15 protein-coding genes are annotated in these 12,737 nt (G+C 63.9%); 3 read left to right on the top strand and 12 right to left on the bottom strand.

Going from position 1 to position 12,737, the window contains the following annotated elements; translation table 11 throughout:
- Positions 1–150 precede the first annotated feature (150 nt).
- Positions 151–789 carry a LysE family translocator gene (locus tag CEY09_RS22275; protein ID WP_088590305.1) on the top strand — a complete coding sequence of 213 codons (639 nt, stop codon included), beginning with the start codon at positions 151–153 and terminating at the stop codon, positions 787–789.
- A 50-nt stretch (positions 790–839) separates the two neighbouring features.
- Here CEY09_RS22275 and CEY09_RS22270 read toward each other — a convergent pair whose 3' ends face one another.
- The 4 genes from CEY09_RS22270 to tyrS form a co-directional block, all read right to left on the bottom strand.
- The gene (locus tag CEY09_RS22270; protein WP_088590304.1) at positions 840–1,184 is read right to left on the bottom strand and encodes a helix-turn-helix domain-containing protein; all 345 of its coding nucleotides are present in this window, start codon (positions 1,182–1,184) and stop codon (positions 840–842) included.
- Positions 1,181–1,525: a type II toxin-antitoxin system RelE/ParE family toxin gene (locus CEY09_RS22265; RefSeq protein WP_088590303.1), complete on the bottom strand. Its 345-nt coding sequence runs from the start codon at positions 1,523–1,525 to the stop codon at positions 1,181–1,183. The genes CEY09_RS22270 and CEY09_RS22265 overlap by 4 nt, the downstream gene beginning before the upstream one ends.
- Before the next feature lie 249 nt (positions 1,526–1,774).
- A complete protein-coding gene (locus tag CEY09_RS22260) occupies positions 1,775–2,428 on the bottom strand; it encodes a YbhB/YbcL family Raf kinase inhibitor-like protein (protein ID WP_088590302.1) in 654 nt (217 codons plus the stop codon).
- A 71-nt stretch (positions 2,429–2,499) separates the two neighbouring features.
- Complete coding sequence (gene tyrS / locus CEY09_RS22255) at positions 2,500–3,729, bottom strand: tyrosine--tRNA ligase (protein WP_006226698.1); 1,230 nt, start codon at positions 3,727–3,729, stop codon at positions 2,500–2,502.
- A gap of 267 nt (positions 3,730–3,996) precedes the next feature.
- On the opposite strand from tyrS, the gene CEY09_RS22250 reads away from it, so the two are divergent.
- Positions 3,997–5,406, top strand: coding sequence for a M23 family metallopeptidase (locus CEY09_RS22250; RefSeq protein ID WP_035213895.1), 1,410 nt, complete (start codon positions 3,997–3,999; stop codon positions 5,404–5,406).
- A gap of 80 nt (positions 5,407–5,486) precedes the next feature.
- Positions 5,487–6,620 carry an anhydro-N-acetylmuramic acid kinase gene (locus CEY09_RS22245; RefSeq protein WP_088590301.1) on the top strand — a complete coding sequence of 378 codons (1,134 nt, stop codon included), beginning with the start codon at positions 5,487–5,489 and terminating at the stop codon, positions 6,618–6,620.
- Between the two features lie 96 nt (positions 6,621–6,716).
- Here the strand turns inward: CEY09_RS22245 and erpA are convergent, their stop codons facing one another.
- The 8 genes from erpA to CEY09_RS22205 all read right to left on the bottom strand — a co-directional run bounded on the left by erpA (position 6,717) and on the right by CEY09_RS22205 (position 12,735).
- Positions 6,717–7,088: an iron-sulfur cluster insertion protein ErpA gene (gene erpA / locus CEY09_RS22240; RefSeq protein ID WP_006226695.1), complete on the bottom strand. Its 372-nt coding sequence runs from the start codon at positions 7,086–7,088 to the stop codon at positions 6,717–6,719.
- A gap of 86 nt (positions 7,089–7,174) precedes the next feature.
- Positions 7,175–7,921: a DUF6776 family protein gene (locus CEY09_RS22235; protein WP_088590300.1), complete on the bottom strand. Its 747-nt coding sequence runs from the start codon at positions 7,919–7,921 to the stop codon at positions 7,175–7,177.
- 45 nt (positions 7,922–7,966) lie between these two features.
- Positions 7,967–9,031 (bottom strand): N-acetyl-gamma-glutamyl-phosphate reductase, encoded by a 1,065-nt coding sequence (gene argC, locus CEY09_RS22230; protein WP_006226693.1) that lies wholly within the window; start codon positions 9,029–9,031, stop codon positions 7,967–7,969.
- 199 nt (positions 9,032–9,230) lie between these two features.
- Positions 9,231–9,623: a 30S ribosomal protein S9 gene (rpsI, locus tag CEY09_RS22225; RefSeq protein WP_006226692.1), complete on the bottom strand. Its 393-nt coding sequence runs from the start codon at positions 9,621–9,623 to the stop codon at positions 9,231–9,233.
- Positions 9,624–9,632: 9 nt separating this feature from the next.
- Positions 9,633–10,061, bottom strand: coding sequence for a 50S ribosomal protein L13 (rplM, locus tag CEY09_RS22220; protein WP_006217309.1), 429 nt, complete (start codon positions 10,059–10,061; stop codon positions 9,633–9,635).
- 304 nt (positions 10,062–10,365) lie between these two features.
- Positions 10,366–11,076 (bottom strand): ABC transporter ATP-binding protein, encoded by a 711-nt coding sequence (locus CEY09_RS22215; protein ID WP_006226691.1) that lies wholly within the window; start codon positions 11,074–11,076, stop codon positions 10,366–10,368.
- Positions 11,073–11,861: an ABC transporter ATP-binding protein gene (locus CEY09_RS22210; protein ID WP_006226690.1), complete on the bottom strand. Its 789-nt coding sequence runs from the start codon at positions 11,859–11,861 to the stop codon at positions 11,073–11,075. Before CEY09_RS22210 ends, CEY09_RS22215 begins: the two co-directional genes overlap by 4 nt.
- A complete protein-coding gene (locus CEY09_RS22205; protein ID WP_006226689.1) occupies positions 11,854–12,735 on the bottom strand; it encodes a branched-chain amino acid ABC transporter permease in 882 nt (293 codons plus the stop codon). The genes CEY09_RS22210 and CEY09_RS22205 overlap by 8 nt, the downstream gene beginning before the upstream one ends.
- Between the last annotated feature and the right edge of the window lie 2 nt (positions 12,736–12,737).

The raw sequence follows: 12,737 nt of genomic DNA, 5'->3' as shown, positions 1-12,737 counted from the left end.
CCCGAAGAATGCTAAATAGTTTACCGCGTCAGGCGGATTCAATTGCCGCCAACATGCGGGCAAGCGAGGCAAAATACCGGCGATGGGCACGAAAACCACGCTAACGCGTCGCGCCCGGAAACCGCTCTCAACCCGACTTGAGAAACTTTCATGCAAAGCGCCACCCTAATAACCTACTCGCTAGTAGCTGCCGCCAGCGTCATCAGTCCGGGCCCCGCCACCATGCTTGCCATCCGCAACGGCGCGGCGGGCGGCGTGCGCGCCGTCGTGCCGTCCACGCTGGGCAATGTCACCGGGTTGTTCCTGCTGTCGGCCGCGGCCATGCTTGGCCTGGGCGTGGTGCTGCAATCTTCGGCACTGCTCTTCACGGCGCTGAAGATTGCAGGCGCCGCCTACCTGATCTATGTCGGCCTGCGCCACCTGCTGGGCCGCGCCCACATCGCGCCGCCCGAAGACGCCGCCATCGGCGCCCCGCCGCGCCGCCCGGGCCGCCTGTACCTGGAAGCCACGTTCGTGGCCGCCATGAATCCCAAGCCCATCCTGTTCTTCACCGCACTGTTTCCGCAATTCCTGAACGCGCACGAGCCGCTGCTGCCGCAGTTCTTCATCCTGACCGGCATCTTCATGGCCATGTCGCTGGTGTCGCTGCTGACCTACGGCGCCCTCGCCCGCCGCGCCCGCCGACTGCTGCGCCAACCGCGCATCGTGGTCTGGCTGAACCGCCTGGTGGGCTCAATCTTCGTCGCCTTCGGACTGGCGCTGCTGCGCCTGAAGCGTTCGACCGCCTGACGGACGGTAGGTGGGGAACGCAAAAAAAGGGCCGCAATCGCGGCCCTTTTTCATGATGCAGGCGTCACCACTGACAGCGTCACCGACTTGCCCGTCCGACCCAGCATTTCCACCAGCGCATCGATCGTGAATTTGGCGGTTTTCTTGTTCACTACATCTGACACGCGTGGCCGCGAAACCATCAGGATCCTGGCGGCATCCGACTGCTTCAGATGATGCAGAGCGATCCATGACGCCAATTCGCTCATGAGCTGCTCTTTCAGGAATTTGGAGTCATCGATCTGTTTCGCTGAAATGGCTTGCAGACGCCTGGCTTCGGCGGGCGCAAAGCCCAATTCCAGGAATAGGTTCGCGCCAAACGGGGTCACGTGCCGAACTTGGGTGTCGATCGTCATTTGCCGGTATTCCTTGTGTTGATCACCGCACGATATCGCGCGCTGACGATGTCGCGGTCCCGGTGACTCGTCGCGCGCGTCGTCTTTTGAAATGCGTGCAGGACATATAGCGCTTCGTCAAACTTGGCGACATACATCACTCGAAACGAACCCGCCCTCTCCCGGATGCGAAGCTCGCGAACGCCGCTACCCAGGTTATCTAGCGACTTCCAATCATCTGGCTCAAGGCCAGCCTGAATCTTGCCGAGCTGGAATCCGGCCTGCCGCCGGCTCTCATCGGGAAATCTCAGCAAGTCCGCATACGCGGAACCGATCCAGCGTATTTCCTTTCCCAACGTCATTACCATCCATATGTATAAAATTTTATACCAAAATAGAATGAAGCACAGCCGCCGTCTACGCGACGGCTCGACTCTCCAAATGGGGCTAGTCCTATTCCAGCAAATCGCGGCGCTCTGCGCTCGATTCGGCTGCAAATCGCGGACCAATGGCAATGCGGCTTACCGCAGATGCTGAAGGGGCCGCCCTGCGTCGGCCGAAAAAAAAGGGCCGCAATCGCGGCCCTTTTTACGCGGCGTCAGCGGCTGGCGCTACGCCTCGGTCGCACCGATCTGCTTGGGCGCCAGTTTCGGATTGAGCGTGTAGGTGCCCGTCACCGAGGCGTGGGCCAGCACGTGCTTCTGCATGGCGCGCAGCGCGTCCTCGCCGGTGAAAGAGCCGTTCAGGTTCAGGCTGTGCACGTCCAACGCGTACAGCGTGAAGACGTAGCGGTGCACGATCGAATCGTTCCAGGGCGGGCACGGGCCGTCATAGCCGAAATAATCCCCGCTCATGTCGTGGTCATTGGCGAACCACGAGGAATACGAATTGATGCCCTGGCGCGCATCCATCGGCGCCAAAGGACCGCCCTTGCCGCGCGGCGTGATGCCGTTGGAGAAGGCGCCTTCATCGATTTCGCGCAGATCGGCCGACAGGTCCACCAGCACCCAGTGGAAGAAATCCACGCGGGGCAGGTCGGCCGGAACTTCGCGGCCTTCCTGGTTGACGTCGTCAGGCCGCGACGGCACGTCCGGATCGTGGCAGATCAACGCAAACGACTGCGTTCCCGGCGGGACGTCGTCCCACGAAAACTGCGGGTTGTAGTTGTCTGCCAGCGCGACGTGCGATTGCGCATCGATCTTGCCGAAGGCGTAGCGCTCCGGAATCGACTCGTGATCGGAAAAAGACAAACTCGAAAGTTTCATGTCGTGCTCCTTGAAGTGCCGCAGGGGCGTACCGCCCTTGCCTGTACCCTCAGCGTATCAAAACTTCGCAATCATGGGTTCAAGTTAACACGCGCGAACTTGCGCTTGCCCACCTGGACGACGTAAGTCCCCGCGGGCAATTGCAACGATTTATCCTCGACCCGATCGCCATTGACGCGCACGCCGCCCTGCTCCACATTGCGCTGCGCTTCGGAACCCGATGCAACCAGGCCCGCTTCGCGCAGCAGCTTCAGGATACCCACCGGCGCGCCGCCGATATTCACTTCGGGCATGTCTTCCGGGATGGCGCCGTCGCGAAAGCGTGCTTCGAAGGAAGCCAGCGCTTCGTCGGCCGCGCGCGCGGAGTGGAAGCGCGTGATGATTTCCTGGGCCAGCATGACTTTGGCATCACGCGGGTTGCGCCCGCCATCGGTCTCTTGCTTGAGGGCGGCGATCTCTTCCAGCGAACGGAACGACAGCAGTTCGAAGTAACGCCACATCAGCGTGTCCGAAATCGACATGAGCTTGCCGAACATCGAATCGGGCGACTCCGAAATGCCGATGTAGTTGCCCTTGGACTTGGACATCTTCTCTACGCCGTCGGTGCCTACCAGCAGCGGCATCGTCAAGATGCACTGGGGCTCCTGGCCATATTCCTTTTGCAGCTCGCGCCCGACCAGCAGGTTGAACTTCTGATCGGTGCCCCCCAGCTCCAGATCGGACTTCAGCGCCACCGAGTCATAGCCCTGCATCAGCGGATACAGGAATTCGTGAACCGAAATCGGGATGCCGCCCTTGAAGCGCTTGGTGAAATCCTCGCGTTCCATCATGCGGGCCACGGTGTAGCGCGATGCCAGCTGGATCATGCCGCGTGCGCCCAGCGGATCGCACCATTCGGAGTTGTAACGAATCTCGGTGCGGGCCGGATCCAGCACCAGGCTGGCCTGCGCGTAGTAGGTCTTGGCGTTGGCCTCGATCTGCTCGCGCGTGAGCGGCGGGCGGGTGCTGTTGCGGCCGCTGGGGTCGCCGATGGTCGACGTGAAATCGCCGATCAGGAAGATGACGTTATGGCCCAAGTCCTGCAGCTGGCGCATCTTGTTCAGCACCACGGTGTGGCCCAGATGGATGTCCGGCGCGGTGGGATCCAGCCCCAGCTTGATGCGCAGGGGCACGCCGGTGGCGCGGCTCTTGGCGAGCTTGCGGGCGAATTCGGACTCGACCAGCAACTCGTCGCAGCCGCGCTTGGCTATACGCAGATCGGCTTCGACTTCGGGAGTGATAGGGGCTTCTGAGGGTGACATGGCAGGGGGACCAACGCGGCTTCAGCCGACAAAAAGGTGTAAAAAGTGACGAAAACTATCGAAAATTCTAGCCGAATCAGCTAGGATACCGCCCAATCATACGCAACTGCCATCTATACGCAGTTCGCAGTTGCGGTTCGGCCTACCACCCGTTGTTCACAAGATGCGCACTGCGCCAGCAGCCCTTGCCCCCGAATCCGTGGCGCGCAGGGGCCGTTCGTGTTACGCACCCTGCGAGCTCAAGCCACCTGAGAGGGTATCTTCACGATGAATCGTGGCCTCCACGAACTGGCGAGTAGCATCAAGCGCAAAGTTGCTGCCCTGTTTGCGCCCGTTGAGCCCAAGCCCCATCGCTCGGGACTTTTCCGTCGCACTCTTCTCGTCTCCGCTATCGGTCTGTTTGCAGGCGCCGCCGCCCTCGGCATGGTGCAGCAACCCGACCGCACCGAACTCCCCCCGTCCCGCATCATCCAGAGCGTGCTGCCGCTGACCGCCGAGCAAGTCGAAGTCAGCAGTCCCAGCGCCGCGCCGTACATCAGCGAAACCCGCATCCGTGCGGGCGATACGCTGGCTGCCGTGCTGCAACGCCTGGAACTGGACGCCCCGAACCTGCAGACCTTCCTGACCCACGACGCCAGCGCCCGCAGCATCTACAAGCTGTACCCGGGCCGCTCCGTCCAGGCCGCCACGGACGATCAGGGCAACCTGATCTGGCTGCGTTACATCCACACCCCGGGCAATGAGACCGACGGCCAGGTCGTGACGCGCATGCTGCACGTGGCCCCGTCCGGCGACAGCTACAAGGCCGAGGAAGTCACCGAAAGCACCGACCGTCAGACCCGCGTTGCCGTGGGCACGATCAAGTCGTCGCTGTTCGGCGCTACGGACGCCGCCGGCATCCCGGATTCGGTCACCATGCAGATGGCCGACATCCTCAGCGCCAAGATCGACTTCCTGCGCGACCTGCGCCAGGGCGACCAGTTCCGCGTGGTCTACGAAGTGCGTTCGCACGACGGCCGCTACGCCGGCGCCGGCCGCGTGCTGGCCCTGGAATTCATCAACGGCGGCAAGACCTACAGCGCCGTCTGGTTCAGCCCCGACGAAAAGAGCGGTTCGTACTACGACTTCGACGGCACCAGCCTGCGCGGCGCGTTCCTGCGCACCGCCCTGAAGTTCAGCCGCATCAGCTCGACGTTCGGCATGCGCATGCATCCCATCCACAAGACCTGGACGGGCCACAAGGGCGTGGACTACGCCGCGCCCTCGGGCACGCCGATCCACTCCACTGCGGACGGCACGGTGGAGTTCTCCGGCTGGCAGAACGGCTACGGCAACGTGGTCATCGTGAAGCATCACGGCAAGTACTCCACGCTGTATGCCCACCAAAGCCGCATCGCCGAAGGCATCACCAAGGGCTCGAAGATCTCACAAGGCCAGTTGCTGGGCTACGTCGGCGCCACCGGCTGGGCCACCGGCCCGCATCTGCACTACGAGTTCCGCGTGGACAACCAGCCGATCGACCCGCTCTCGGTAGACCTGCCGGTCGCCCGCGCCCTGGAACCTGCGGAAGTCCGCGCGTTCAACCAGGCCGTGGCGCCGTACAAGCAGCAGATCCAGCTGCTGACCGAGTTCCAGCAGACGCTGCCGGATGCCCTGACCAACGTGGCCAGCCGCTAACCGGCCCGCCACGGCAAAACGTCCCAAAAAGGCGGCCCGCGCAGATTCTGCCGGCCGCCTTTCTTCTTTCCGAGGCGCCTGTGAATTCCTCCGCACCCCGCCCGCAGGGCAACCCAGCGCTCTACATCGGCTTGATGTCCGGCACCAGCGTCGACGGCGTCGACGGCGTGCTCGTCCGCCTGGACGCCGGCCAGGCGCCGCACGTGCTTGCCAGCGCCAGCCTGCCCATGCCCGAGAACCTGCGCCGCGAGCTGCTGGCGCTGAACCTGTCCGGCGACGACGAGCTGGCGCGCGCCGCGCTGGCCGCGAACGCGCTCGCCCGCCTGTACGGCCAGGCGGTCGCCGCCCTGCTCCAGGACGCCGGCCTGAAAGCGGACGCCGTGACCGCCATCGGCGCGCACGGCCAGACCGTCCGGCACCGGCCGGACAGCGGCTATACCGTGCAGCTCAATGCGCCTGCCTTGCTGGCGGAATTGACCGGCATCGACGTGGTGGCGGACTTCCGCAGCCGCGACGTGGCCGCAGGCGGCCAAGGTGCGCCGCTGGTGCCGCCATTCCACGCCGCGATCTTCGGCGCGCAGCATGGCCGCGCCGTCCTCAATCTGGGCGGCATCGCCAACGTCACGCTGCTGGCGCCCGGCCAGCCGGCGCGCGGCTTCGATACCGGCCCGGCCAACGTCTTCCTGGACGCCTGGTGCCAACGCCATCTGGGGCAGCCCTATGACGCCGACGGCCGCTGGGCCGCCACCGGCCAGGTGGTGGCGCCCTTGCTGGAACAACTGATCGCCAGCGAGCCCTGGTTCGCCCTGCCCCCGCCCAAGTCCACCGGCCGCGACCTGTTCAACCTGCAATGGCTGGACGACCGGCTGGCCGCGTTCGACGGCCCCAAGCCGGCCCCTCAGGACGTGCAGGCGACGCTGCAGCGCCTGACTGCCAGGACGGTCGCCAATGCCATCGACGCGGCCGCTGCGGGCACGCAAGAGGTCTTCGTGTGTGGCGGCGGCGCGTATAACGCCGGCCTGATGTGCGAACTGGCGTATTGCCTGCAGCGTCCGGTGCAAGCGACCGATGTGCTGGGCGTGCCCGCGCAGCAAGTCGAAGCGCTGGCCTTTGCGTGGCTGGCGCAGGCGTTTGTCGAACGCCGGCCCGCTGGGCTGCCGGCCGTCACGGGCGCACGCGGCCCACGGATCCTAGGCGCGCTATATCCTGCTTGAAGCAGGCATGAAGGCCGGACCGCACCACATGCCGCCCAAAAACAAAAAGCCCTTCGGCATGCCGAAGGGCTTTTGCTTTCCCGAACCGGTGAGGAATTACACCGAGAACGAGGAACCGCAGCCGCAGGTGGTGCTGGCGTTGGGATTGCGGATGACGAACTGCGCGCCTTCCAGGTCTTCCTTGTAGTCGATCTCGGCGCCGACCAGATATTGGAAGCTCATCGGATCAACCAGCAGTTGAACGCCGGCCTTGTCCAGCACGGTGTCGTCTTCGTTCACGACTTCGTCGAACGTGAAGCCGTACTGGAAGCCCGAACAGCCGCCACCTTGGACAAACACGCGCAGCTTCAGCTCGGGGTTGCCTTCTTCGGCCAACAAGTCCTTCACTTTGGCGGCAGCCGAGTCAGTAAATACCAAAGGAACAGGCGGGGCGGCCTGGAGGTCGACGGTTTCGGTCACTGCATTCATGGTTCACTCCTGGCCGGATAGGCCATATTTCGGTGAGCGGCAACGGCGCTCGCATAGTGTCACTATAGCGCAGGGCTTGACTAGACTCAAAGTTCCAGTTTGATACTGCGCGATGCACGGACGGTATCGCCTTCCAGGACGCTGACGGTAACGCTTTCGGGGACAAAGCCCTCGGGCACCGCCAGAACTCCCTGGCTGCGCTGGTATTGGTCGAATTGCAGGGCCAGAGACGCCGCCGTGGTGGATTCGCCCGTGGCCGTCACGGGCCCGGTTTCGGCCTTGACCTGCAGGGGCGCCAGATCCACGGTAACGGTTTCGCCCTTCAGGACGCCCGTAGCCTGGAAACGCAACGCGCCCGCAAAGGAGGCCCCGCCGTTGCGCCCGCTGCGCATCAACAGCACCTTGTAGCGCAGGCCGCCGCCTTCGCGGTCGATCTGCACGCCACGGATGTCCACCGAGCCTTCCGGCCCGGGAGGCAGCAACTGCTCGTAGAACGCCAACTGGTCTCGCACGCGGCCAACTTCGGCCTGCACGGCGCGCAGCTGGGTTTCCAGTTCCTGGCGGGCGGCACGCTCGATGACGAGCTCTCCATCGGCGGTATCCAGCTGGCCCTGCGTGTAGCGCAATTGCGTGGCCTGCTGGCGCATGGCTTCTTGCTGCGCCTCGGCCTGCGCCGCGCTGATCACGACGGCATCCTGCGGCTGGGCTTGCCGCTGGGCATGGAAGTAGCCGGCGGCACCGCCCAGCAGCACACCGACAAGCAGCCCTGCCCCCACGCGCAGCAGCCCGCCGGCAGGGCGGGATGAAGGTGTGGCGGGGGAGTCAACTGACATGGGAAGCCGAGGGGCAGCGGCCGGAGCCGCCGCCCGATCCGGGCATCAGGGCAGAATCGCGACCTGATCCAGGCCCGTCGATTCGGGCACGCCGAACATCAGGTTCATGTTCTGGACGGCTTGGCCGGCAGCGCCCTTGACCAGGTTGTCTTGCACGACCAGGACGATCAGCTGGTCGCCATTGCCGGGACGGCTCAGCGCGATGCGCAGGTTGTTCGAGGCACGCACCGAACGGGTTTCGGGCAGGCTGCCAGCCGGCATCACGTCCACGAAGGGTTCGTCGGCGTAGCGTTGCTCGAACAGCGCCTGGAAGTCCGTGTCGCGGGCTTCGGGCAGGATGCGGGCGTAGATCGTGGAGAACATGCCGCGGATCATCGGCACCAGGTGCGGCACGAAGGTCAGGCCGACCTTGCCGCCGGAGATCTTCTCCAGCTGGGCAACGATTTCCGGATGGTGACGGTGACCGGCCACGCCATAGGCCTTGAAGTTGTCGGACGCTTCCGAGAACAGCGAGCCCACTTCCGCCTTGCGGCCGGCGCCCGACACGCCCGACTTGCAGTCGGCGATCAGGGTTTGGGCATCCACCAGCGGCTTGCCGCCTTCCAGCAGCGGCGCCAGGCCCAGCAGCACGGTGGTGGGATAGCAGCCGGGGTTGCCGATGACGCGCGCGCGGGCGATGGCTTCGCGGTTCAGTTCCACCAGGCCGTATTGGGATTCGGCCAGGATGTCCGGGCAGGTATGGGGAATCTTGTACCAGCGTTCAAAGGTGGGAATGTCCTGCAGGCGGAAATCGGCGGCCAGGTCGATGACGCGGGTGCCCGCGGCGATCAGTTCCTGAGCTTGCGCCATCGCCACGCCGTGGGGCGTCGCGAAGAACACCACGTCGCAATCCGTCAGCGTGGCCTTTTCCGGCGCCGAGAAGGCCAGGTTCACGCGGCCGCGCAGGTTCGGATACATGTCAGCCACCGGCAGCCCGTCTTCCTTGCGGGACGTGATGGCGGTCAATTCCACATTGGGATGCTGCGACAGCAAGCGCAGCAACTCGACGCCGGTATAACCGGTGCCGCCGACGATACCAACCTTGATACGGGTGTTCGATGCTTGGGCCATGATGGTGTGCTCTTCGTAGAACGAGGCTAGATTGTATCGCTCGGGAAACGGGTCTTCGCGCACCGTGCCAAAATTGGTGCGCGAACCCCTTTGTCCGACCGGACGGGATGCGCGGAGTTCCGCGCGGGGCGGCCGGGGCAACTGTCCCACGTCCGCCCAAAAACAAAAAACCCGCCGAAGCGGGTTTTTTGCAGCAACATTAACGCTTGCTGAACTGCTTGCGACGACGTGCCTTGCGGAAGCCGACCTTCTTACGTTCGACTTCACGGGCATCGCGGGTCACAAAGCCAGCTTGCGACAGTGCGGGCTTCAGGGTCGCGTCGTAGTCGATCAGGGCACGCGTGATGCCGTGACGGACTGCGCCGGCCTGGCCGGTTTCACCGCCGCCGTGGACGTTGACTTTGATGTCGAACGATTCCAGGTGGCCGGTCAGTTCCAGCGGCTGGCGCACGATCATGCGGCCAGTTTCGCGGGCGAAGAACTCGTCGACGGGCTTGCCGTTGACAACGATCTTACCCGTGCCCTTCTTGATGAAAACGCGAGCCACCGAAGTTTTGCGACGGCCGGTTCCGTAATTCCAGTTACCGATCATGGCGTTTCCTTAGATATCCAGCGTCTTGGGCTGCTGGGCGGTGTGCGGGTGCTCGGCACCGGCATAGACCTTCAGCTTCTTGATCATGGCGTAGCCCAGAGGACCCTTGGGCAGCATGCCCTTGACGGCCTTCTGAATGGCGCGACCGGGAAAACGCTCTTGCATTTTCTCGAAGTTCGTTTCGCGGATACCGCCCGGGTACGTGGTGTGGCGGAAGTACTTCTTGTCCTTCGCCTTGGTACCGGTAACGACGATATCGGATGCGTTGATGATGACGATGTAATCGCCAGTATCAACGTGCGGCGTGAATTCAGGTTTGTGCTTGCCACGCAGACGACGTGCGACTTCGCTGGCCACACGACCGAGGACTTTGCCCTTGGCGTCGATCACAAACCAGTCACGTTGGACTTCATGCGGCTTGGCCACAAAGGTCTTCATGATGGTTCCTAAGAATAAAAAGTTCTTGCTGACTAGAACGTCTAGCCAGTGTTCTTTCCCCAACTAGACAAGAGTCCTGGCGACGTGAAATCGTTGGATTTCAAGTCCGGGATCTCATCTTTATGACGTCCCGCCTAAGCGTTATTACCCGCCCGTGCAATGGTCAAAATGAGGGAAAGCCTGAAATTCTAACACGGATGATCAAAAAGTGGGCAACCGGGAAGAATTCAGGGAGCTTTCGGCCACGCCTGCGGGCGTGGCCGATGCGTATGCGATTCGGGGACGAATCCCCTGCCCGCCGGGATCAGGCGCCCAGATAGGCTTCCAGAACGCGGGGGTGGCCCAGCAATTCACGACCGGTGCCAGTCAGCGCCATGGCGCCGTTCTCCAGCACGTAGCCGTTCTGGGCGATCTTCAGCGCCTGGCGCACGTTCTGCTCCACCAGGAACAGGGTCAGGCCGTCGGCGTTGATGGCGCGCAGCGAACGGAAGATCTCCTGCACGACGATCGGCGCCAGGCCCATCGACGGTTCGTCCAGCAGCAGCAGGCGGGGCTTGGCCATCAAGGCGCGGCCGATGGCCAGCATCTGCTGTTCGCCGCCCGACAGGTTGCCGGCGATGCCGGTGATCCGCTCTTTCAGGCGCGGAAACAGGTTGAACACGTATTCCAGGTCGGAATCCACGTTCTTCAGGCCGCGGCGGTAGGCGCCCAGCTCCAGGTTTTCCAGCACCGTCATGGTGGTGAGGATGGCCCGGCCTTCCGGCACCTGCACAATGCCGCGCGCCACGAGCTGGTGCGGGGCCAGGTTGGTGACGTCTTCGCCTTCGAACAGGATGCGGCCGCGCGCTTTGGGCAACAAGCCCGACAGCGCCAGCAGCGTGGTCGATTTGCCGGCGCCGTTGGCGCCGACCAGGGCAGTGATTTCTTTGGCGTTCAGGTCCAGGTCGATGCCGCGGACGGCTTCGATATGGCCGTAGTTGACCTCGAGTCCGCGGACTTCCAGCATCGCGCTCATTTGGCGGCCTCCGCTTGTTCGGTGTCTTCGTCGTCTTCGCGGCCCAGGTAGGCCTCGATGACCTGCTCATTGTTGCGGATCTCTTCGGGACCGCCGCAAGCGATGATCTTGCCGAAGTTCAGCACCGCGATGCGTTCGCACAGGCCCATGACGAAGCGCATGTCGTGTTCGATCATGAGGATGGTGTAGCCGCGGTCGCGGATCGCCAGAATCTCGCGCATGAGCTCGGCGCGTTCGCCGGTATTCATGCCCGCGACCGGCTCGTCCAGCAGCAACAACTTGGGCTCGGTGGCCAGCGCGCGCGCCAGCTCCAGGCGTCGCTGTTCGCCGTAGGACAGGTTATCGGCCAGGTCGTTGGCCTTGTGATCCAGACGCATCCACGTCAGCAGCTCGTGGGCGCGCTCGCGGGCGCGCTTTTCGTGCTCGCGGTAGCCCGGCAGGCCCAGCAGCAGGCTGGGGAAGCCGTAGTTCATGTGGCGATAGGCGCCCACCACCACGTTTTCCAGCAACGTCATCTCTTTGAAGAGACGGATGTTCTGGAACGTGCGCGCAATGCCCATGCGCGTGATGCTGTGCGGCTTCTTGCCCAGCACGCTTTGGCCGTTGAACGTGATCGAGCCGCCGCTGGGCGGCAACAGGCCGGTGATCAGGTTGAACACCGTGGTCTTGCCGGCGCCGTTGGGGCCGATCAGGCCGAAGATCGCGCCTTCGGGCACGGACAGACTGACGTCATGCAGCACATGCAGGCCGCCGAAGCTCTTGGAGACGGAGGAAAGCTCAAGCATGGCGCTTGCCTCCCTGGCCGCCCCGGCCTTGACGCGCCCAGCGCTTGAAGCGCGCCGGGTCCCAGATGCCTTGCGGCAGGAACAACACAATCACCACCAGAATCACTCCGTTCGCGATCAGACGCAAATCCGCGAAGCCGCGCAGCAGCTCGGGCAGCACCGTAATGATGAAGCTGCCCAGGACAGGACCCGCCAGGCCGCCGATGCCGCCCAGGATGGCCATGGTCAGGATTTCAACGCCCCGGTCGAAACCGTATTCGTTGGGACCGATGAAGAAGGTCAGGTGCGCGTTCAGGGCGCCGGCCAGGCCTGCGATCATCGCGCCGGCCACGAAGGCCAGCATCTTGTTGGCACGCACGTCGATGCCCATCAGGCCCGCTGCCGTTTCGTCGCCGCGGATGGCGTCGAACGAGCGGCCGATCTTGGAGGCGCGCACGCGCCAGAGCACGAACAGGACGATGACGACCGCCAGCACCACATGCCACCACTGCGTCAGCTGCGGGATGCCGTTCAGGCCCAGCGCGCCGCCGGTGAGGGACTCGGTGTTCAGGATGGTCACGCGCACGACTTCACCGAAGCCCAGCGTGGCCATGGCCAGATAGACCCCTGACAAGCGCAAGGTCGGCAAGCCGATCAGCGCCGCTACCAGCGCGGGCGCCGCCATGCCGCCGGCCAGGGCGACCGTGAACGGGGCGTCGTAGTTCATGGTGAGCAGCGCGGCGGTGTACGCCCCGATGCCCATGAAAGCGGCGTTGGCCATGGCCAGCATACCGCAGGCCAGGGTCAGCCAGATGGAGAGGGCCAGCAAGGCATTGGTGCCCAGCGTGAGCACCAGGTTGCCGTAGATGGCCCAGAAGTTTTCGAATCCGCTCATTC

Source organism: Achromobacter marplatensis, from assembly GCF_002209535.1.
Lineage (GTDB): Bacteria > Pseudomonadota > Gammaproteobacteria > Burkholderiales > Burkholderiaceae_B > Achromobacter > Achromobacter marplatensis.
This window is presented reverse-complemented; position numbering and strand designations above follow the sequence as displayed.